The 20132-nt window shown below is 69.6% G+C and carries 17 protein-coding genes; 4 read left to right on the forward strand and 13 right to left on the reverse strand.

What is annotated here, in order from left to right; genetic code table 11:
• Nucleotides 1-3: 3 nt before the first annotated feature.
• From ACZ6NC_RS34940 to ACZ6NC_RS34970, 7 genes are all read right to left on the reverse strand, one after another.
• Nucleotides 4-2211, reverse strand: a complete 2208-nt coding sequence (locus ACZ6NC_RS34940) for an NHLP family bacteriocin export ABC transporter peptidase/permease/ATPase subunit (protein ID WP_465737893.1) — start codon at nucleotides 2209-2211, stop codon at nucleotides 4-6.
• Nucleotides 2212-3018: a hypothetical protein gene (locus ACZ6NC_RS34945; RefSeq protein ID WP_465737894.1), complete on the reverse strand. Its 807-nt coding sequence runs from the start codon at nucleotides 3016-3018 to the stop codon at nucleotides 2212-2214. It abuts the gene before it with no gap.
• 42 nt (nucleotides 3019-3060) lie between these two features.
• Nucleotides 3061-3609: a nucleoside 2-deoxyribosyltransferase domain-containing protein gene (locus ACZ6NC_RS34950; RefSeq protein ID WP_465737895.1), complete on the reverse strand. Its 549-nt coding sequence runs from the start codon at nucleotides 3607-3609 to the stop codon at nucleotides 3061-3063.
• A 75-nt stretch (nucleotides 3610-3684) separates the two neighbouring features.
• The gene (locus ACZ6NC_RS34955) at nucleotides 3685-4002 is read right to left on the reverse strand and encodes a hypothetical protein (RefSeq protein ID WP_465737896.1); all 318 of its coding nucleotides are present in this window, start codon (nucleotides 4000-4002) and stop codon (nucleotides 3685-3687) included.
• A 99-nt stretch (nucleotides 4003-4101) separates the two neighbouring features.
• Entirely contained in the window at nucleotides 4102-5406 is a 1305-nt protein-coding gene (locus ACZ6NC_RS34960; RefSeq protein WP_465737897.1) for an NtaA/DmoA family FMN-dependent monooxygenase, read from the reverse strand.
• Entirely contained in the window at nucleotides 5403-6458 is a 1056-nt protein-coding gene (locus ACZ6NC_RS34965; RefSeq protein WP_465737898.1) for an LLM class flavin-dependent oxidoreductase, read from the reverse strand. Before ACZ6NC_RS34965 ends, ACZ6NC_RS34960 begins: the two co-directional genes overlap by 4 nt.
• A 185-nt stretch (nucleotides 6459-6643) precedes the next feature.
• The gene (locus tag ACZ6NC_RS34970; RefSeq protein WP_465737899.1) at nucleotides 6644-7708 is read right to left on the reverse strand and encodes a phosphotransferase enzyme family protein; all 1065 of its coding nucleotides are present in this window, start codon (nucleotides 7706-7708) and stop codon (nucleotides 6644-6646) included.
• Nucleotides 7709-8385: 677 nt separating this feature from the next.
• Between ACZ6NC_RS34970 and ACZ6NC_RS34975 the strand changes: the two genes are divergently transcribed.
• Nucleotides 8386-9306, forward strand: coding sequence for a JmjC domain-containing protein (locus tag ACZ6NC_RS34975; RefSeq protein WP_465737900.1), 921 nt, complete (start codon nucleotides 8386-8388; stop codon nucleotides 9304-9306).
• A gap of 93 nt (nucleotides 9307-9399) precedes the next feature.
• Here the strand turns inward: ACZ6NC_RS34975 and ACZ6NC_RS34980 are convergent, their stop codons facing one another.
• The 4 genes from ACZ6NC_RS34980 to ACZ6NC_RS34995 all read right to left on the reverse strand — a co-directional run bounded on the left by ACZ6NC_RS34980 (nucleotide 9400) and on the right by ACZ6NC_RS34995 (nucleotide 14024).
• Nucleotides 9400-9753, reverse strand: a complete 354-nt coding sequence (locus ACZ6NC_RS34980; protein WP_465737901.1) for a hypothetical protein — start codon at nucleotides 9751-9753, stop codon at nucleotides 9400-9402.
• Between the two features lie 197 nt (nucleotides 9754-9950).
• Nucleotides 9951-11387, reverse strand: coding sequence for a SagB family peptide dehydrogenase (locus ACZ6NC_RS34985; RefSeq protein WP_465737902.1), 1437 nt, complete (start codon nucleotides 11385-11387; stop codon nucleotides 9951-9953).
• Between the two features lie 249 nt (nucleotides 11388-11636).
• Nucleotides 11637-12434 carry a MerR family transcriptional regulator gene (locus ACZ6NC_RS34990; RefSeq protein ID WP_465737903.1) on the reverse strand — a complete coding sequence of 266 codons (798 nt, stop codon included), beginning with the start codon at nucleotides 12432-12434 and terminating at the stop codon, nucleotides 11637-11639.
• Nucleotides 12435-12677: 243 nt separating this feature from the next.
• Nucleotides 12678-14024, reverse strand: coding sequence for a phenylacetate--CoA ligase family protein (locus ACZ6NC_RS34995; RefSeq protein ID WP_465737904.1), 1347 nt, complete (start codon nucleotides 14022-14024; stop codon nucleotides 12678-12680).
• Nucleotides 14025-14701: 677 nt separating this feature from the next.
• On the opposite strand from ACZ6NC_RS34995, the gene ACZ6NC_RS35000 reads away from it, so the two are divergent.
• Together ACZ6NC_RS35000 and ACZ6NC_RS35005 are read left to right on the forward strand one after the other, a co-directional pair.
• Nucleotides 14702-15304: a hypothetical protein gene (locus tag ACZ6NC_RS35000; protein ID WP_465737905.1), complete on the forward strand. Its 603-nt coding sequence runs from the start codon at nucleotides 14702-14704 to the stop codon at nucleotides 15302-15304.
• Nucleotides 15305-15481: 177 nt separating this feature from the next.
• The gene (locus ACZ6NC_RS35005; RefSeq protein ID WP_465737906.1) at nucleotides 15482-16594 is read left to right on the forward strand and encodes a CapA family protein; all 1113 of its coding nucleotides are present in this window, start codon (nucleotides 15482-15484) and stop codon (nucleotides 16592-16594) included.
• A 657-nt stretch (nucleotides 16595-17251) separates the two neighbouring features.
• Here ACZ6NC_RS35005 and ACZ6NC_RS35010 read toward each other — a convergent pair.
• The gene (locus ACZ6NC_RS35010) at nucleotides 17252-18268 is read right to left on the reverse strand and encodes a DUF2278 family protein (RefSeq protein ID WP_465737907.1); all 1017 of its coding nucleotides are present in this window, start codon (nucleotides 18266-18268) and stop codon (nucleotides 17252-17254) included.
• A gap of 202 nt (nucleotides 18269-18470) precedes the next feature.
• Between ACZ6NC_RS35010 and ACZ6NC_RS35015 the strand changes: the two genes are divergently transcribed.
• Complete coding sequence (locus tag ACZ6NC_RS35015; RefSeq protein ID WP_465737908.1) at nucleotides 18471-19073, forward strand: MarR family winged helix-turn-helix transcriptional regulator; 603 nt, start codon at nucleotides 18471-18473, stop codon at nucleotides 19071-19073.
• 152 nt (nucleotides 19074-19225) lie between these two features.
• Here the strand turns inward: ACZ6NC_RS35015 and ACZ6NC_RS35020 are convergent, their stop codons facing one another.
• Nucleotides 19226-19933 carry a TetR family transcriptional regulator gene (locus ACZ6NC_RS35020; protein WP_465737910.1) on the reverse strand — a complete coding sequence of 236 codons (708 nt, stop codon included), beginning with the start codon at nucleotides 19931-19933 and terminating at the stop codon, nucleotides 19226-19228.
• Nucleotides 19934-20132: the final 199 nt, after the last annotated feature.

A 20132-nucleotide genomic window follows, 5' to 3' on the forward strand; every position in this document is an offset into this window, starting at 1 on the left:
GCGTCAGTGCTCCCTGATGAGCTGGGCGTAGGCGCCGCCGGCTGCGGACAGGTCGTCGTGCGTCCCTCGCTCGACCACGTCACCCCGGCTCAGCACGACGATTTCGTCGCTGTCGCGGATGGTGCTCAAACGGTGTGCCACGACGACCGTGGCGCAGCCGTGGCGGCGGATGTTGTTCATGATCAGGAGTTCCGTCTCGGCGTCCAGGGCGCTGGTCGCCTCGTCCAGGACGAGAAGGCGCGGCTTGCGGACAAGCGCTCTGGCGATCTCCAAGCGCTGGCGCTGTCCGCCCGAGAAGTTACGGCCGTCCTCCTCCACCCGGGCGTAGATACCGCCCGGACGCGAGGACACCACGTCGTACACCGCGGCGTCCCGGAGCGCGGCGATGACCTGGTCATCGGAGATGGAGGTGTCCCACAGCGTGATGTTGTCCCGCACGGTCCCCTCGAACAGGAAGACGTCCTGGTCGACGAAGCCCACCGAGGCGCTGAGCACCTCCGGCGCAATACCGTCGCGGGGGAGACCGTCGATGTGCACCGAGCCCTCCCAGGGCCGGTACAGGCCCGAGATCAGGCGCACCGCGGTGGACTTGCCGCTCCCCGAGCCTCCGACCAGCGCGATCTGCCTGCCGGGGCCTACCGAGAAGGAGAATTCGCTGACCAGCGGACTATCCAGCGGGTTGTAGCCGAAGGTGACCGCGTCGAACGTCAGGTTGCCGGCAAGTCGCCCTGCTGGGGCTTCGGAAGCAGCCGGGCGCTGTTCCGGTTGATAGTTCTCCACGTCGCGCAGGCGGGTCACCTGAACAGCGAAGTCCTGCACACGCTGCGCCACTGCGATCAGCTGTGCAATGGGGCTGACGAAGGCCGAGACCAACGCCTGGAAGGCGACGAGCAGACCGACTGTCAGATTTCCCTGCACGGCCTGAAGGCCACCGACCAACAGCAGCAGAGAGGTGGTGACCGACGCCAGTGTGGGAGCGACCACGGCCATGACGGCACTCGGCACGCCGATCTTCTGCTGTCCGGTGACGACGACGGACTGTTCCTTGGCCCAGCGTCGGAAGAAGGCGTTCTCGCCGCCCGTGGCCTTCATCGTCTCGATCAGCTGCAAGCCGCTGTACGAGGTGATCAGCAGCTGCGCCTCGTCAGTGGCCAGCCGGCTGACCCCGCCGGCCCTGATGCGGGCCACCGTACGCAGGGCCACGATGTTGAGCAGGGACAGCGTCACGCTCAGCATCATCAGCCAAGGGTCGTAAGCCCACAGCAGACATGCATACAGCACGATGACCAGCGCATTGACCAGCGTGCTCGACAGGTCGTTGGACAGGGTCACGGCAACCTGGTCGTTGGACTGCATGCGACTGCTGATGTCCGCCGGACTTCGCTGAACGAAGAAGTTGATGGGCAGTCTGAGAACGTGGCGCAGGAAGCGGGTGCTGTTGATCGTCGCGTTCGAGATGCGCAAGCGGAGCAGGAAGGACTGGCGCAGGAAGGTGAGCACCCCCGTCACCGCGATGGTCGCGACCATCAGGCCGAAGAACGGCATCAGGAACGAGCTGTCGCCGCCCAGCAGGATGTCGTTGATGAACGCCCGGGTGAGGGCCGGATACGCCACGCCGACGACCGCGAGCAGCACGCTGACGTAGGTACTCAGGGCGAGCAGGCTCCCACTCCCGCGCAGCCGGGTCGGCATGCTCGCGAGGACGCCGGGGCGCCGGCCGCCGGTGCGGAACCCTTCGCCCGGCGACATGGTGAGTACCACGCCGGTGAAACTCTCGTTGAAGTCCGCGAGATTGACGACCCGCGGCCCGCTACCGGGGTCGTTGAGGTAGACGACGTCCTTGCCCAGGCGCCGTCCGAACCCGTTGAGGACCACGAAGTGGTTGAACTCCCAGAAAAGGATCGCCGGGGGCTCCAACTTCGAAAGAGCCTCGGTGTCCATCCGGCGTCCGACCGCCACCATGCCGTAGCGCCGCGCCGCCTTGAGAACGTTCGAGGCCTTCGAGCCGTCGCGCGAGACCCCGCAGGCTACCCGCAGCTCCTCCAGCGGCACGTAGCGCTTGTAGTGGGCGAGGACCATGGCGAGACTGGCAGCCCCGCATTCCAGTGCTTCCATCTGGAAGATCACCGGTGGCTTGACGCGGCGTGCCGGACGGCGCCTCAGCCGCTCCCGCACCTTCGACATACCGTCGGTGGTTGTGAGTACGGACATCTATGACAACACCCAGCTAATCGGTCTGACCGATGGCAAGTGCACTGAGGCGCTCACCAGCGTGCGGGAATCAATCAGATATGGCGGGCCGGTGCGGGTGGACCACCGGAATCCGCTCGTGGTGTCCGGTGTGGTCAGTAGCTGCACGACCACCTGCATCGGCTGGCCCTGGCCGGAGAACTGCCTGGCCAGTTGAGCGTCGCCGAGGAAGCTCGATATCTGCCCCTCGGTCTGGGAGAACTGGCTGAGAGACTGAACGACACCGCGCAGCACCCCGTACTCCTGGGCCGGAGCGGACCGCAGGTCGAGGTCCACGCTGCTGCCCTGGGAGATGAGCCCGGCACTGCTCGTCGGTACGTACAGCACCGCGACCAACGGATCGCTCGGACCGCTGGTGCGCTCGACCACTGCGAGGCTCGTGCCCGCTGTGACCACCTGGCCGACCTGCGCCAGGATCGCTGTGGTGCGTCCGCCGCTGAAGGCACGAACAGTCTGCAGAGTCGAGTCGACCTGGACGGTGAACAGCGGAGCCTGCGCCGGGAAGGTCGTGCCCTGCTGGGCGAAGACCCCGGTGATCTGCCCGGAGACCGGGCTGTCCAGGGTGTAGCTGCCTTCACCATAGGTAAGGATCCCGGGGACGGTGACCTGACGCGGTATGGACCCGGTGAACGCCCACAGCGTGCCGGCGGCGACGAGCACGGTGACCAGGAGCAGCGCGACCAGGCTGCGTGGCTTGGCCAGCGTGGCCGCTGTCCCAAGGTCGGTGGTGGACTGGAGCTTGGCGAGAGCCTGCTCACGGAACTGCACAGTTGGCCTTCCTTCCTGTGTGAAAAAGGCGCTGCCCGCCTGTCAGACGGCCTGAAGGGTGCCGGCTGTCGAATACGCCTCGCCCAGCGCCTTCTCCGTGTGGCGAAGCGCCCGGACCACATCGCCGACCGTGGTGCTCAGGTCGCGGCGCACGGGGAGGTCCGGGCGGATCAGCCGCAACTGGGCCCCCACATCGTCCCGACGCACGTAGCCGGGCTCGGCGCCCACGGCGATCGGCTTGTACGTCGCGGCGGCGACACCGAGTTCGTAGAGCGCGATCGGCTGCTCGGGCGCCTTCTCGTTGCCCCGGGGAAACCAGAAGAGGACCACGTCGGACGCTTGAAGAGCATCGTGCTCCCAGCGCACCAACGCGTGGCTGAACGCGCACGCGGAGACGACCCGGCTGGGGCTGAACACGGTGAGGGGGCGATCAGTCCCCGCCCGACTCCACTGCTCGGCGAGCGCATCGATCGCCGGCTGCCGCCAGTCGGGGCAGTTGCGCATGCCGCCGGCCAGGAACACCGTCAGCGCGTCCGGTGCCGACGGGACTTCCTCCAGGGATCCGACGACCTGGAGAGGCGATCCGTTCACAGCACAATCTCCTCTACGGGACGGAAGGGCTCTGTGTGGCGGGGCCGGCGTACGCTCGGCTTCGGACTCCGGACCTCAGGTAACCGGTGCCCTCCATGGCGCCGGGCGCGATTTCGAGCCGTTGGACGACGGGGTTGCGTTGCCCTGGCCGCTGAGGACGAACGTGCCCACGGTGGAGAGCTGAACGCGAAATCCCCGGCCGTCGCGAAAGTACGAGGCGAGGTCACGGTTGATGTCCTCGACGCCCCTGTGGGCTTCTTCGGTCGCGTGCGGCGGCGATCCGCTCGGTGTGTCGTTGACGATATTTCCGGGCGAGGAGGCCGGCAACCTCTCCGGGGAATTGCCACCAAGATGCGCAGGGCACCGCTCCACGTTGACAGCGATCTGTGTCATCGACGTCGATTCACGGACGTCGGTACGGTGATCGGCCGTCAGGTGACGGCCGGAAGCCGGTGAGCCCGGGTCCCACCCGCCGATCAACCCGACACCTGCTCAGCCTGTACGACGGTCGCCGGGTGCCGGCAGGCCGAGGTGGTCGCGCAGGGTCTTGCCGGTGTAGGCGGTGCGGTAGCTGCCGCGTTCCTGCAGCTCGGGGACTACTCGGTCGACGAAGTCGTCCAGGCCCCCGGGGGCGTAGGCGGGCACCAGGATGAATCCGTCCGCGCCGCCCGAACGGACGTAGTCGGTCATCTGTTGCGCCACGCGGGCCGGGGTGCCGATGAACGGCTTTCGACCGGTCAGTTTCATCACCAGCTCCCGGATGCCGAGGCCGTGTTCGGCAGCGTGGGCCCGCCACTTCCGTGCCCGCGTCGACCTGACCTCGGCCGCCGCGATACCGGACCACTGGGACGGGTCCGGTGTGCGCTCCGGGTCGATGTCGGGAAGTGGCCCGTCAGGATCGTAGGAGGACAGCGCACGCCCCCAGGTGCGTTCCAGATACCAGATCGCCAACTGCGGGCTGACCGCCTGTTCCTGGGCAGCACGTGCGTTGTCCCGGGCTTGCTCGTCGGTATCGCCGAGAGCGAACGAGACCCCGGGCATGATCTTCACCTGACGGGAGTCACGCCCCTGCCGGGCGGTACGACTGCGGATGTCGGCGGCGAAGGCGTGACCTGCTCTGCCGAGGTGCCGGCTGTAGACCACGTCCGCGTGCGAGGCGGCGAACTCTCGGCCCTGCTCGGAGTCGCCGGCCTGAAGGGTGGGCGGGCACCCCTGGGGTCCGGCCGGGACGGTGAAGTGCCCGCTGATGCGGAACTGCGGACCGTCGTGACGGAACCGGGTGGGTCCGTCCGTTTCCCAGCTGCGCCACATGGTCCGGGCCGCGCGGACGAACTCGGCCGCCCGCTGGTAGCGGTCGGCATGCGGGAGGTAGCCGCCGCGGCGGAAGTTCGCGCCGGTCCAGGCGTTGGACGTGGTGACGACGTTCCACCCGCACCGGCCGTTGGAGAAGTGGTCCAGCGACGCCAGTCTTCGTGCGACGTCGAAGGGTTCGTTGAAGGTCGCGTTGACGGTCGGGACCAGCCCGATCCGCTCGGTGACGGCGCTCAGGGCTGACAGTACGGTGATCTGATCGAGTTCTCCGGCGGTGCCCACTTCGGAGATGGCGCCGCGGTGTTCGGTCAGCCGGGGGTAATCGGCAAGGAGAAAGAAGTCGAACAGACCGCGCTCGGCCGTGCGGGCCAGGCCGGTGAAGGTGGCGAAGTCGCTGTGGTCACCGGCCCGCGGGTCACGCCAACCGGCCGATTGGTTGGAGGGGAACAGAGCCGCCAGGTGCATCGTCTTGCCGGTGCTGCTCATCGTGACGGCGTCGCCTTTCGGAGCGGGAACACGCTGGACGCCCGGGCGGGCAGGCCGAGTCGCTCGCGCAGCGACCCCCCTGGTGTGCCGGACCGGGCCGGGTGACGCCGGCGCAGGAGTGGGACGACCTCATGGACGAAGTGCTCGACGGCACCGGGGAGCGCGGCGGGTCGCACGTGGAAGCCGTCGACGACCCCGCACGCGTACACGGCATCGAGTCGAGCGGCGAGTTCGGCAGCGCTTCCGGAGAGCCGGAGAGGCTGCGCCGCGCCCTGCTGCTCAGGTGGCCGGCCCGGGCCGTGGTCGTCGAGGAGGATCTCGACCTCACCAAGGATCCGGACACCGGTTCCCACGCGTGCCCGTACCTGCTGCGCCTTGCGGACCTCGGTGAACACAAGATCGGCGCTGTCGGCGGAGACCGACGAGGAGTCAGGGTCGAGACGGGAGGCGAGCACGGGGTGGCCCTGCGGTGGCCGCGGCACGACTGCCGGGCCCTTGATGCGGAAATGCCGCCCCACATGGTCGATGTGACGGATTCGGGCGCGGTCCAGGAAACGACCGCTCGCGGTGTCGCGGATGACCGCATCGTCCTGCCAGCTGTCCCACAGCGCGGTGACGACTTCCGTGAACTCCGCTGCCTCCGAGCGGAGTCGACTGATCTCCGGCAGGGGCTCGGGGCCGAAGTGCGCGGCTTCGGCCGCCGAGGTCGCCACCCGCGGGCGCCATCCCGCTCGGCCGTGGCTGATGTGATCGAGGGTGGCCAGCGCCCGGGCAACGTGGAAGGGCTCGGCGTAGGTGGTCGTCACTGTCGCCACCAATCCGATCGTGTGCGTCGCCGGTGCAACGGCGGCCAGCGCGGTGACCGCGTCCGGCTGCCCGTCCGGCACCGCGGTCAGGGCCAGGGAGTCGTCGAGCGTGACGAAGTCCAGCCCTCCCCGCTCGGCCGCAAGGGCGAGTCGCCGGTAGTGTCCGGCGTCCATCAGGTCGGGACGCGCCGGCCGCCGTGCGTCCGGATGCCACCCGACACCGCCGATGGCCACACCGAGCAACATCCGGGCTCCTTTCCGATGCTGTGCACAGGGGACCGGGCAGTCCCCCGTCGGGGTCGCCCCCAGGCCCGCAGCCTAGGCCGGGAGGCCACCGGCGATACGCCCCCGCCAACGAACGGCACGGCCCCCGGCCACTGCGGCCAGGACGCTTGCACGGATGTGTGTCACGGAGGTGCCGCGGCCGACGGTCAGACCCCGGCCAGTACGTTCGCCACCTGCTCCGGGTGTCCGGACCACCAGGTGAGCAGCAGGCTGTCCATGACGAACAGGTGGTCCCGGGTGCGGTCCTGGCGCCGGTAGTGCCGCTCGAGGTGGCGCACGTCGCAGACACGCTCCCACCAGAGGAACTCGGCCGCGTCGGCCAACTGCCGGTCGGACAGCGGTGACAGTGCGCGGTATCCGGCGACGAAGGCAGCAGCCTGCGTGGCGGCGAGCTCCCTGCGGTCACGGGAGGAGAAGAGCAGCATCACCGAGCGCACCACCTCCTGGGCGTAGGCCCGGGTCGTGAGTGCATCGAAGTCCAGGACGGCGGCGATCCGGCCGCCGTGCCACAGCACGTTGGCCATGTGGAAGTCGCCGTGTGTCCAGCCTGATGCTCCCGGCTCCGGTACGGCCGGAGGCCGAGGTGGGCGGGCCGCCTCGAGCAGGGCACGGCGGCACGGCAGATGCGCGCGGACGAACCGGTCGAAGGCATCGCGATCGGGCTTGCGGGCGGCCACTGCCAGGAACGCCTCGATGGCGCGCAAGGCCGTGTCCCGGTCAGTTGCCGCAGGCGTCTCGGGGGTGTTCGAAGGCAGCACCTGCGCCAGCTCGTGATGGATGCGAGCCAGTTGCCCGCCGAGTGCGCGCGCCTGCCCGAGGCTCATCTGCCATCCGGGAAGGTGGCGGCCCTCCACCCAGTGGTACACCGCGAACAGGCCGCCCTCCGCCTCGATCAGGGTGCGTCCGTCCGGCGTTGCCAAGGGTGGGGCAACCGGCAGGCCGCGCTCGTGCAAGGCACGAACCGCCTGGTGCTGGCGTCGGACCTGTTCCGGTTCTGCGCCCAGGGACTGCTTGACGAACAGGTGCCGTTGCCGACCGGTCTCGATCCGCCAGCAACGGTTCGTCAGTCCCACGGTGACGGGATGGACCGTGACGACTCCACTCAGGCCGAGCCGGCGCAGCACCGCGTCCGGCAGCACCACGTCCGGCAGCGGCACGGAGGCCGCCGCCTGGATCCGGGACGACTCTGCGTGCCGCACCGTGCCCGTCATGCCGCGGTGCCGGCCGGTGCCGGCCGGTGCCGGCCGGCTGCGGGCCGCACGGTCGTGCATCGCCTGCTCCAGTGCTCGTCGGGTCAGGCCGGAAACGGCCCCGGGGCGGCCATTCTCCGGGGCGCGCGGATAGGGCGTCCAGGACGGCGGTGTGGTCCGAAATCAACTGCGGCACGAATCGGTGGAACGGTCGGGCTTAACTGTGCACGTGCCTGAGGAAGTGTCGGCGAATTCTTGTGCCCATTGTTCCGTGAGCCTTAGGTTCGAATCGTCTCGCCGAGAGACGGAATGTTCCGCAAGAGGCTGCCGGGAATTCCCCGATCCTTTCCGTCGGAACACACCTGGCACCCCCTTGGAGGAATCATGAGCGACACCCAGAACATCACCCCGGAGACCGCGTCGGACGAGTTCAGCACCGAGGTCGACGACGAGGACCTGGAGGCCATCTCGGGTGGCGAGCTGGTCATCTGACGTCCGCTCCCCCGGTCGGGTGTCGGCGCCTGTCGCCGGCGCCCGACCGGTCGTCCATCCGGAGGGCTCGGTGTCGAACCGGTCCACCACGATCTGCTCTCCACCGTACGAACCGCGGCCGACGCGCTGGGCACGGGGACGCACCGGCGGCGGAACACCTCCTGGCACCCGTCAGCCTCGGCCCCACTACAGAAGGCCACTCCCCGATGGAAACTCTCCGGTCCCTGGTGGGCGACCCTGCGCCGTTCCTGGCGACGGTGTGGCGTCGCCGTGCCTGTCTGCTGCGCCCGCCAACACCACTCGCCCCACCGGTCACCTTGGCAGACGTCGACGCCGCACTGACCTCGGGCCTGCTGCGCCGCCCCTACCTCGAACTCGTCTCCCGCGGACAGGCACTGGACCACGGCGACTACACCACCGTTCGCAGCGTCAGGGGTCACGACTTCGGCGGCTACGCCGACTCCGCCAAGGTTCTGCGACAGCTCGATGCCGGCGCCACCTTGCTGATGCGCAACATCGAGCACTGGCACTCCGGAGCAGCCGCACTCGCTGACCGCCTCGGCGCCGAACTGGACCGACGCGTCGAAGCCTTCCTCTTCGTCACCCCGCCCGGCCAGCAGGGACTGAGCGCCCACCGGGACGATGCGGACGTCTTCGTGCTGCAACTGAACGGCAGCAAGCAGTGGCAGGTTCACGCGGTCCCCGACGACGGGCACTGGCAGGCCAGCCAAGAGCCGAACCCGGGCCCCGTACGGCTGGAGACCACGGCACACGCCGGCGAGGTGCTCTACATCCCCCGCGGCGCACCGCACTCGGCCGTCGGTCACGCCGCCGGACTGTCCTTCCACCTGTCGCTGACCGTCCGGCAGCCCGGCACCGCCGACCTGCGCACTGTCCTCGCCCGCCGCCTCGACGACGGGCTCGAACTGCCTCTCCTCCCGGTGGACCGGGCAGAGCTGCGCCGGACCGCGGCCGAGCTGCTCCACCACTACCGGGAGCGGCTGGCCGGACTCACCCCGGAAGACTTGTGCGCCGCCGTGGAAACCGTCCCGCAGCCGAGGACCGGTACCGCATCACCCGAGCCTGCCCGCGCACTGACGAGCCTGGCAGAAGCCCTCCGGAACTGACACCGCGACGAGAATCCGTCCGGCACTGCCACCGGCACCAGGACGTTCCGGACCGTGGTACCGAAGAATGCCACGGTCCGGTCGTCCGGCACGTCAGCGGGAGATTCCCGGAAATTCCGGAACGCCCACGCCGGCCACCAGCGCATCCAGCTCCTCCTCCGCGAGATCCCGTGTCTCGAGCCGATCGGGATGGGGCACGAACAGCGTGAGCCGGCCACTGATGGCTGCCTCCTCCCACGACCGGATCTGGGCATCCATCACCTCCGATGCCGAAGGCCGGTCACGGACGACGACCACGGCCGTTCCCGCCGGCACTCGAATGCCGTGCTCGGCGAGCAGGACGCGCGGGTCCCGGGCCAGGAGCCGTTCCTGGCCCGGATCGGACCACACGGCGGCCACCACCGCGCTGTAGCCGGAGGCGAAAACGGTGCGTTCGGTGGAGTGCATGGCTCGGTCCTCTGCTCTCTGGTGCGGATCGGTATGCGTGCTCGGCCGGGTTGAAGTTCCTCCGGCAGGCCGGGTTGGCCGGGGCCGGCAGGGACGCGGTGGGCACCGGCACGGCCGGCCGGGTACCGGGGTCGGCCGGGCGACCTCGTCCGGTATCTCGGGTGATTCCGCTCTCCGAACGGTCTGTTGGCGGAACCTCATGTCTGCTCCCGCCCGTCGGACGAGCGGGAGCCGAGGGCGAACTCGGCGATGGCCGGCTCGGCGAGCGTGTCCAGACCGGCCAGCGCGGAGAAGGAGGCGGCGTCACCCGCACCGAGGGCGCAAGGAGCAAGGCCCATGTCGGTGGCGACCAGATACATCCAGGCGGTCAGGATCCCGGCGTCCTTGAGCGCCAGCGCGTACGGGATCCCCTCGTACTTCCGCATCAACGGTCCGACCCGGGCGGTGATCACGAACAGGACCTGCGGCGGGCCCGGCATGGTGGCCGTCGCGCGGGCGAATGACAGCATCCGTTCGGTCTCGGGCCCGGGCGCGGCAAGCATCGCCAGACGGTGCTGCGCCGAGTCGTAGTGGTAGAGGCCGCGGGGCATGCCCACGCACCGCGAGACCAGGGGATAGATCTCCAGCTCGCCGAGGCCGCCCGCGCCCGGATAGGGCCGGACGCCCGTCACCTGGCCGTCACGGTCACGCTGTTCGAGGCGCTGTACCCGGTGGAGGAACTCGCCGAGCTGCCCTACGGTCACCGGCCGGCTGTCATCGTGCCGTCGCACGCTGCGGCGCCGCGACATCACCGCTGACAAGGAGCCGGACGCCTGGGTGACGCAAGGGGGTTCGGGCAGAGCGATCGAGGGGCGGCCGTCGATGGCGGCCGCCTGCACGAGGTCCTCCTCCATCAGACCGCGGAAGCGATCGGTTGCGCCGATCGGCGCCGCGTGGCGCTCCGGGCGGGAGCGGTCGTGCAGCCAGAGTTCCTCCGCCGACCAGAGGGCCATCGGCGCCGCACGAGTCTCGGCCTCGGCTTCCACCGGCGTCAGCAGGAGGCGGGCGGAGAGCAACTCGTCCAGCAGGAGTCCCGCTGCCGACTCGTCGATTCCCAGTTCCTCGGCTACTTCGCCGAGGCCGATCTCCTCCGCGCAGGCGCGGGCCAGGACAGCGGTCAGCCGGAACTCCGGGCAACTGATCCCGACGGTGCTGAGCGGCGAGTACGCCACCATCCGGCCCTGCTCGGCACGCATCACCGCGAACCTGGACAGCCGGTAGACCGCCCCGGCGCTGTGGCGGCGCTGTGGCGGAACGCTCTGGGAGCCGATACGGCGGGGCACGACGTCCAGTACGGCACGGGCTCCGATGGAGAGCCGGCGTTCCAGCCAGGAATGCAGCAGCAGTCGACGCACCAGTAACTGGGCCGGCAGGAGCCGCGAGTCGCCTTCCAAACCGGTGACGAGCTGGGCGATCTGCAGGTCGCTCAGCCAGTTCTCCACCATCCGGAGCAGCACGGCGCGGCGTCCTGCCTCCAGCCCGGGTAGGCGCAGCCGGTAGCGGGACTGCTCCAGGACAAGGCTACCGCCGGGTTCCTCGGTCACCCGGGCATCGCCGCGGAGCCGGTAGCTCTCGGCCTTGACCGTGCCTGGCACGGAAAGAGTGCGGTTCACTGGCTTTCATGCTTCCGGTACTGGGACGGCCGTGCGGCACGTCGGCAGGGACTGTGGACGTCGAGAGCTCACGGCTGCCGCACAGCAACTCTGCTGGTTCCGAAGCACCTTGACCGTAGTGCCGGCGGTGCGGCCGATTCGAGGAAGGAACGAGACAGTGCCGAGCGGCAGCTCACGGTTGCACGGAATCCTGCCGTCGACGGGGAGTTGCGGGCACGACCAGGGCCGTGCTCACCCGTTCTCGACCACCAGGTGCTCTTCGACCCAGGTATCGGAACCACTGTTCTCCGTGAGCAGTTCAGTGACGAGCTCACGGCCCTGGTCCTCCGCGGCGACTCGGAACGTGCTCACCAGCAGCTCCACCAACGCCTCGGTGAGTCGTGCAGTCTGAGGTCCACCGGCCGGACGGGTGGCTGGTCCCGGTGCGAACACGGGTGCGCCGGCGATGAGTTCCCCACTCGATGTGGTGACCGGCTCCTCGGAAGCGCCGGCGACGAGTTCCGCGCTCGATGAGGCGACCAGCTCCTCGGCGGCGCCGGCGATCCGGTCCAGCGACCGTGCCAGACACCGTAGCGCAGCCGCAGGCGGGACTCCCGTCCGGACGAGCTCCATCGTCGCCCGTTGCACCGCCGGCCGCGCAACCGTCATCGTGCCGTCGGCCTCCCACCCGAGCATGCCGTGCCGGTTCAGGGAGTAGAACACCGCGGGTTGGTCACGCACTGCGCGGTTGACTGCGGCAGCGAGCTGGGCTTCCTCGGCATCGCGCCCCCCGGCACCGAGGAACGCCGCAATGGACACCAGGTTGAAGCCTTGGCGCTGGAGGGACACGATGTGCTGCAGGCGACGGACGTGGGTCTCGTCGTAGTAACCGATCCGCCCCTTGCGCGCCGGCGGCCGGAGCAGTTTGCGGGACTGGTGCGCTCGGATGTTGCGCGGTGACATCCCCACCAGTCTGGAGATCTCCTCGACCGTGTAGGACGCATCCGGGCGAGCGGTGTGGGATACGGCCTGCGGCGAAGGTGACTCCATCTGTCGCTCCTCGGTAGTGCGATGGGTGCGGTGGGGCGAGGGTGTTGTGGTGTGACGTCGCCACTCGGGGTGCACGACGCCCGGCTGCGAGGCCGGGTCGAAACCGCGAAGATCACGCCTCGGTAATGTGTTTCACGGGACCGGCACGCCCCAGGGTTCACCAGGCCCGGACTGTCCCTCCGCGCCCTTGCCCGGCTCCCGGCCGAACACCACCCCGTCCTGCAGGGCTGTCGCCCTGCGCTGTCACAGGTATCCCGAGCGCTCAGTGGTGTCCGGCAGCTCCAGGTGCTGAACCACGGGGTTGCGCTTGCCGCTCGCGGTGAACTGGAAGTCGTGGTGCGGGCGGTGGCGCAGGCGAAAGCCCTGCAGGGCACCGAAGTGCGCTTCGAGGCTGCTGTTGATGTCCCGTACGCGGGCTGCGGCGACTTCCGCCGGGCCGGCGGTCACAAGGTCGAGCGTGCCCGGTTCGTTCTGTACGACCTGGAAGTCCGGCAGGCCCGCGGCGGCCAGCGCCGCCAGCAGCGCATAGGGCGAGTAGGCCGATCCGTCGAGACCGACCAGGCTGGTGCGGGCCCGGCCCAGCAGAGCGTCGGTCACGGTGCCGGGCAGGCCGCACCCGCAGTCGATCGGCTGGGGCGCGAGGTCGCCCGTCACGTAGCGGATGACCGGCATCGGGGTGGACAGCAGAGCAGTCAAGACGATTGCGCCGGCCTCGTCATCACCGGCCGGACCGATCTCGGGCAGGACGAAATCGTCCTGGAAGTGCATCCGCTGCCGGCTGCATTCGAAGGCCGCGTAGCCGGTTTCCGACGTCGCGTACAGCATGGTGACCGGGCAACCGAACGCCTCCTCGACCAGACGGCGGCCGCTGTCGGGCATGTGCTCGTGGGAGGCCACGACACCGTGCGGACGCAAGACGATGCCGCGGTCCAGGCAGTATCGGGCCAGGGCGATGACGCGGCTGGAAGAACCGGCGATCTGGTCGATCGGGACGCGTCCGACCACAGCCTCGTAATCCGCGACAATGTCGGGCGCCTGGGGGTCGAATCCACGCAGGTTGCACTTGAGATATGGGCGGGGCAGCATCACCGGTTGGAAGAGTGGAGTACCGGGGAAGAGCAGTCCCAAGTTGAGGGCGGTTCCACGGTCCGGTAGACCGAGGAAGGCGCTCAACCGCTCACGGATCACGTTGTTCGACAGTCCGCCAGCCTCGGCGGTCGACAGCAGGGTGACGGGCTGTCCAGTGCTGCCGCTGGTCTGAGCGAGGTAGAACGCGCCAGGTGCCATCCGGCCGGTCGCATCGCGGCTGATGAAGTCGACGAAGTGCTCGCGCAGGTCGTTCTTGCGGGTCAGGGGGAAGTCGCTCAGGCTCAGCTGCTCGCAGTCGCGAACGGCGCGGTAGTACGGGACTTGTTTCGAAGCGGTGGCCAGCAGATGGTCGAGGCGCTCGCGCCCCCGGCCGGGATCGTACGAAGCCAGGCTCTCGATCTCCTGGCGCTTCTCCCGGAACCATGCGGACGACGCCTTGCGCGTGATGCGCTCGCGCAGCCGATGGAAGTCGTGTGCCAGATCGCTCGGCAGGTTCAACACACAGCCCTCCTTTGTACAACCGGCCGGGCACCGGCGACATTGCGCCGGCATCTGCCCGGGGAATGGACGTCAGATGTACTCGAGACCACCCGAGATGGTCCCCAGTTCCTCGTCGCCGACCTCGCTGCCGAAATCCTCCGACGCGGTCTTCGAGGTGGTCTTCCGGATTCGCTCGTTATTCCTCTCAAGGGGGATTCCGGATGAATTCCGATGGAAACCCCTCGGGAGGTTGCCGACGGGCCCTTCCGGAATATGCCCCTCTCGGATGAGACGATTCGAACCTAGGGCTAACGGCACAAGAGCCGCAAGGATTTTCCGATGCTTGCTCAGGAGCGTGTACGGCCAGGTCCGGACCGTTTCACCGATTCGTGCCGCGATCGTTGGCAGACCGCGCCGCCGCCCTGGACCTCCCTTCCTCGCCCTCCGGAGAACGGGCCGCCCGGGGCAGCCTCCGGTCCGACCATCGCCGGCCTCCTGCTGCGAGTTGGCCTCTCCATCGGGCAACTCAGGACGACACAATCGAGCAGGGTGTCATCAGGTGATGTCAACGCCGCCGCGCGCACGGCTTGATCTGCCGGCACCCGTGCCTCCTTGTGCAGTTCGCGACTAGATTTGCGCCGATCAGGATCCCGTCAGACACTCGCAAGGAGGCATTGTTGAGAGCTGGACTTGTCGCCATGAATATTCGTCCGGCGTCACTGATTCCGCCGTCGAGTCCTGCTCCGGCGATCAGGGCCGAGTTGGTCGGCGAGTCGGTTCCCTTTGCGAATGAGGGGCCGACCAACGGCGGCGGCGTTGTTCTTCCCGGGCAGACCGATGACAGTTCCAAGTGGGTGACGAGAGCGCAGATGCGGAACGCCGTGGAACGCGGCGATCCCACCGCGGTGTGGTACTACAGCGGTACCTACAAGGGGAAGTCGGTCGAGGAGGCAGCGAAGGCCACTGCCAAGAAGTACGGCGGGCAGACGATGATGATGCTGATCGAAGATCTCAACCTGCGCACCCCGTACTACTCGGACTACTCCGGAAAGGCTGCGGCCTTCTGGCGAAACGCTTCGTTGGGATTTTCCGAAGGCGCGCGGGGTGAGGTGCGGATCATTTTCGGCGACGCCGTCAGGAAAGGAAACACCTGGCAGCGGGTGGAATGCCCGACGCTCATGGCGAACCCGCGCGTCGATGCCGTCCTGTGGGCTCAACCCGGCACTCTGTTCCAGAATCTGCTGGGCAAGGGGCAGTACGATCCGCGCTACCAACTACCTGACGGAGTTGCTCTTCAGTAGCAACCGGTCGGAACGCCGCACTGCCTGGAACGGCTGCCGACGAACGGCTGAGTCGCAGCAGTGCCTGCCCAGGGCGGCGTAGAGCCGCTGCGAAGCCACTTCAGCGCCTCGGTGCCGCCGGGAGAGGGCACGGGGCCGTGATCATCGCAGCAGCGGCATCGGGTCTAGCGTTGAACCATGAGCACCGACCCGGTGAGGCTGTTCCTCTGCGGCGACGTGATGCTCGGTCGCGGCGTCGACCAGATACTGCCGCACCCCGGCGATCCGACGTTGCGGGAACCGTACGCCCGGGATGCGCGGGCCTACGTCGCGTGGGCAGAGGCCGTGTGGGGCCCGATTCCCCGTCCGGTCGACTTCTCCTGGCCCTGGGGGGAGGCCCTGCGGCTACTCGACGAGGCCGCGCCCGACGTTCGGGTGGTGAACCTGGAGACGAGCGTGACCCGTAGCAGCGACTTCGCGCCGGGGAAGGACGTGCACTACCGGATGGACCCGGCCAATGTGCCCTGCCTGGCCGCCGCCCGGCCCGACGTCTGCGTGCTGGCCAACAACCACGTGCTGGACTTCGGCCTCCGCGGGCTCGCGGAGACACTCGACGCCTTGACGAGTGCGCGGCTGCCCGCGGTCGGAGCGGGACGGGACGCGGTCGCCGCGCGCCGACCGGCGATCATCCCGGTCGACGGCCGCGGGCGGATTCTGGTCTTCTCCTTCGGGACGGCCTCCAGCGGCATTCCGTGGCGGTGGGCCGCCGCCGAGAACCGGGCCGGCGTCGACTTCGTCTCCGAGGCGTCGGCCGTCGACGCGGCCGACATCGCCGATCGAGTACGGCAGGCGAAGCGGTCGGGCGATGTCGTCGTCGCTTCGGTCCACTGGGGGTCCAACTGGGGCTACGAGGTCTCCGGAGCCCAGATCCGCTTCGCGCATGCGCTGATCGACGGCGGTGTCGACGTGGTCCACGGGCACTCCTCACACCACCCCCGCCCCATCGAGGTCTACCGCGGAAAGCTCATCCTCTACGGCTGCGGCGACTTCATCGACGACTACGAAGGCATCACCGGCCATGAGCGGTACCGGGACGACTTGCGACTCCTGTACTTCGTGACGGTGGAGCCGGGCACCGGTGAGCTGATCGGTGCCCGGATGGTGCCCGTGCAGGCTCAGCAGATGCGGCTGCGGCACGCCTCGCGCGAGGACGCGCAGTGGCTGCAGGGGGTTCTAGACCGGGTCAGCCGTAGCTTCGGCGTTCAGGTGGGTCTCGACGCGGACGGGGCGCTCGCTCTGCTCCGTACGTGAGGGAAGCGGACGTGAGCGCGGCCGCGGCTCGCAGGCACCGTTCCGGCCGGCAACGCTTGACGAACAGCGCTGGAGCCCGAGCAGCCGGGCACTCGGACACCGATTGTCAGTGACTGATGACAGAGTGTGCACGGTCGGGCCGCTCAGGCGAGGGAACGGTCAGTCCTGCCCACGCCATGCCGCCGGGTCCGACCGGAGGAAGCGGCGGAGGCAGCGGGAGCAGGGAGAGCGTCAACGGGCGCTCCAGACGGGGCAGGTGGGACGGTGGTGGTGGGTACGGATGACGGTGCCGCCGAGGGAGCGGTGTTCGGTGGTGGAGACATCGCAGCAGCTCGGCCGCCGGGCGGCGGACGCAGAGCGCGGCAGTACGGCCGCCCCTGGCGGCGCGGGTGACACTCTCGATGCGGTCGGCACCGTCGAGGTGTGAGCGGTGGCGGAGTTGGCGGTTTTGGCCGGGGCCGGCATCCGGTGCGGAGCGGCCTGGCGACGACGCTTGCGGCGGCGCGGAGTGGAGGTGGTCACGGGGCGAGATTGCCCCGGCCGGGTCCGGCGGAATCCGGGGCTCACTCGGACGGGGGACAGACCGGCGACGGGGCGCGGGCAGCCGCGAGCGGCAGGCCGCCGCCGGCCCCGGGCACAGGCCCCGGCCTTGCCGCGTCAGAACGTGATCGTCCGCCCCTCGGCCGCGGCCTGGCGGGCGGTGTAGGCGACGCCGTGGACCTTGAGGCCGCCCGCGTCGAGCAGGGTGATGGCCCCGCCGTGGTTTCCGAGCTGGAAGCCGCCGGCGCCGTGCACGGTGAGCGCGGCACCGGGGGCCAGCGGCCCGGCGGGCAGGGCGAGCCGGTGCTTGGCCTGGTCGGCGAGGTGCCAGCCGGTCAGGTCGACGGGCGCCGCCGAGGTGTTGAGCACGGTGACGGTCTCGTCCTCGGGGGCCGGGCCGACCGGGTTGACCACGGCGGCGACGATGCGCAGCACGGCGTCGTGGCCGGTGGGGTCGGTCGGGCGCGGCGGGGTGTCGGGGAGCGTGTGGCCGGTGGCGTCGTCGGTGTGCCAGGCCTGCGACTGGAAGGCGAGGAAGACCGCGACCCAGCGGTCCTCGGCGGGCAGGTGGATCAGCAGGCCGCCGTCCTGGTAGACGCCGTCGTCGGCGCGGAAGCGGCCGCTGTTGCCCTGGTTCATGTGGATGTCGTGGACGCCGTTGCCGGGCGTGAAGCCGAACACCTTGTCCGGGGCGGTGGGTTCGGGGCCGAAGCGCTGGCCGATCAGGTAGACGGCGGCGGCCGGGTCGTTGATGGCGCGCTGGACGTAGTGGTCCAGCAGGTCGGCGAGGTCGTTGTCGGCGCCGGGGAGGTCGGGCGGCAGGGTGCGCAAGGTGGCCGGGTCGAAGAGGTTGCCGCGGATGAAGTCCAGGCTCGCCGTGCCGGGCTTCGAGGGGAGGCCGGTCCAGCCGCTGCGGGCCGCGGGAAGCAGTCCGGTGAGCGAATGCCGGAAGTCGTCCACGACGACGTAGAGCAGGTCCGAAGGGGACTGCTGGGACTGGACGTTGACCGCCGCCCGGTAGTCGGTGCCCTGCGCGTCGCGCAGGTGGATCTGGTAGTGCGGGGTGTCGGCGGCGCCTTCGCGGCGCCGGTCGACGGCGGTGGCGGCGAGCACGCCGTAGTTCTTCAGGGGCATCGTGAGGTCCTTCGGCCGGTCCGGTGGGCTCCGGTGCGCTGCGCGGCGCAGGCGCCCCTCCGTTATCCCGTACGGACCTCGGTCGGCACCCGCGAATCGGGGGATGTTCACCCGCTGTCCGCCGAACGGGTGCACGACCGACAGGCATTGACACCGAAAGCCGTTGACACCCGCCTCGCCGACTCTACAGAATGACTTCATTATGAAGTACGTACATAAATCCGAGGAGCCGGCCGCCGGTCTGCTGGACCGCGATGCCGAAGGGCGGCTGTACGACACCCGGGTCCGGGCCGCCATGACCGGGTTCACCCGCGACGGGGACACCCTCGCCCTGGAGGCGGCAGCCGCCGCCCGCTCGGCCTTCCACGCCGTGGAGCGGCTGCGGACGCACGGTACCCAGGGGCGCGGGCTCAGCTCCGGCGCGATGGACGTGCTGATCCGGCTGAACGCGACCGCCGAGGCCACCGGTGAAGCAGACGGCGCCAACGGGCTCACCGTCGGCGAACTGGCCCGGGCCGGCGGGGTCAGCTCGCGCAACATCACCGGGTTGGTCGACACCCTGGAGCGGGAGGGCCTCGCCCGGCGCCTGCCCGACCCCCGCGACCGGCGGGCCGTGCTGGTCGCGATCACCCCGGAGGGCCGGGCCTGGCTGGACGCCTTCCGGGCACCGACCGAACGCGCGATGGCGGCGGTCTTCCATGGGTTCTCGCCGGACGAGCTGTCCCAACTGCGTCACCTCTGCCTCCGCCTGGTGGAGAACCAGCAGCGCATCGAGCAGTACCTCGACCGTCCGCAGCAGCCATGACCGCACCAGGGGGCTCACCCATGACCACCGCCGAGCAGCAGACACGGGAGAACGGGTGAGCCGTTCAGGACGGCGAGAAGCCCAGGAGGGCCGGGAGGGCCGGGAAGGCCGGGAAGGTCAGGAGGGCCGGAGAGACCGGGAGGCCCAGGACGTCACGGCTGCTGCACCTGGCGCGTCTCCCCCAGCGCACTCTCGATGCCCTGCACCATCCGCCAGAGCGGCGCCCGGCGACTGGCCACCAGCACCACCACGTCGTCCGCGTCCGCCTCACCGGCAGCCGCGCCACCCGACGCCCCGTCGGCACGCCGGTCGCTCCAGGTGCCGGTGACGAAGGCCATCGCCGCGTCCACCTCGGCGGTCCAGTCGCTCTCGCCGCCGGAGCGCAGCCAGGTCCGCAGCGCGTGGTTGTGCGCGGAGACCACGGCGGCCGCGATGACGTCCGCACGCAGCGCGCCGTCCGGCCGGTCGGCGAAGCGGCCGCGCAGGTAGTGCGCGAGCGTGTGCTCGTAGCGCCAGACTACCGACAGCTCGTACGCCCGCAGGCCGGGCACCTTGCGGGTGAGCCGGTAGCGCTGCACGGAGAAGGACGGCTGTTCGGCGTACATCCGCAGGACGAGGCGGGCGGCGTCGCAGGCGTGCCGAACCGGGTCCTCCTCGCCGTTGCCGGACTCCAGGAACTCCGTCATCTCGGCGAGGCTGCGCTCGTGGTCGGGGAAGACCACGTCCTCCTTGGCCGGGAAGTAGCGGAAGAAGGAGCGCCGGCCGACCCCGGCGAGCGAGACGATGTCGTCGACGGTGGTCTGTTCGAAGCCACGTTCCAGGAAGAGCTCGAAGGCGGCGGCGACCAGCGCCTCGCGCATCGCCGGCTTCGGCGGCCCGTCGTTCATGGGCTGGTCCTGTTCTTCCTTCTCGCTCATTCCCGGAACATAGCACCGGCTTCGAACAGCCGGACGTGCGTGCGCGGCGGCGCTCCCCGGTGCACCGGTGCGCCGCCGCGGGGCCGGGCTACGGCAGGGTTGGGGGCACGACGACGCGCTTGGCCTGGTTGGTGGCCCCGTA

It is taken from the genome of Kitasatospora sp. NPDC041988 (assembly GCF_055588525.1).

Excerpts from the sequence above, each read along its gene's own strand:
- ACZ6NC_RS34990 (WP_465737903.1), bottom strand. The coding sequence starts at position 12,434 with ATGGAGTCACCTTCGCCGCAGGCCGTATCCCACACCGCTCGCCCGGAT.
- ACZ6NC_RS34965 (WP_465737898.1), bottom strand. The coding sequence starts at position 6,458 with ATGTTGCTCGGTGTGGCCATCGGCGGTGTCGGGTGGCATCCGGACGCA.
- ACZ6NC_RS34975 (WP_465737900.1), top strand. The coding sequence starts at position 8,386 with ATGGAAACTCTCCGGTCCCTGGTGGGCGACCCTGCGCCGTTCCTGGCG.
- ACZ6NC_RS35000 (WP_465737905.1), top strand. The coding sequence starts at position 14,702 with ATGAATATTCGTCCGGCGTCACTGATTCCGCCGTCGAGTCCTGCTCCG.
- ACZ6NC_RS35010 (WP_465737907.1), bottom strand. The coding sequence starts at position 18,268 with ATGCCCCTGAAGAACTACGGCGTGCTCGCCGCCACCGCCGTCGACCGG.
- ACZ6NC_RS34940 (WP_465737893.1), bottom strand. The coding sequence starts at position 2,211 with ATGTCCGTACTCACAACCACCGACGGTATGTCGAAGGTGCGGGAGCGG.
- ACZ6NC_RS35015 (WP_465737908.1), top strand. The coding sequence starts at position 18,471 with ATGAAGTACGTACATAAATCCGAGGAGCCGGCCGCCGGTCTGCTGGAC.
- ACZ6NC_RS35020 (WP_465737910.1), bottom strand. The coding sequence starts at position 19,933 with ATGCGCGAGGCGCTGGTCGCCGCCGCCTTCGAGCTCTTCCTGGAACGT.
- ACZ6NC_RS34970 (WP_465737899.1), bottom strand. The coding sequence starts at position 7,708 with ATGACGGGCACGGTGCGGCACGCAGAGTCGTCCCGGATCCAGGCGGCG.
- ACZ6NC_RS35005 (WP_465737906.1), top strand. The coding sequence starts at position 15,482 with ATGAGCACCGACCCGGTGAGGCTGTTCCTCTGCGGCGACGTGATGCTC.
- ACZ6NC_RS34955 (WP_465737896.1), bottom strand. The coding sequence starts at position 4,002 with ATGACACAGATCGCTGTCAACGTGGAGCGGTGCCCTGCGCATCTTGGT.
- ACZ6NC_RS34960 (WP_465737897.1), bottom strand. The coding sequence starts at position 5,406 with ATGAGCAGCACCGGCAAGACGATGCACCTGGCGGCTCTGTTCCCCTCC.
- ACZ6NC_RS34980 (WP_465737901.1), bottom strand. The coding sequence starts at position 9,753 with ATGCACTCCACCGAACGCACCGTTTTCGCCTCCGGCTACAGCGCGGTG.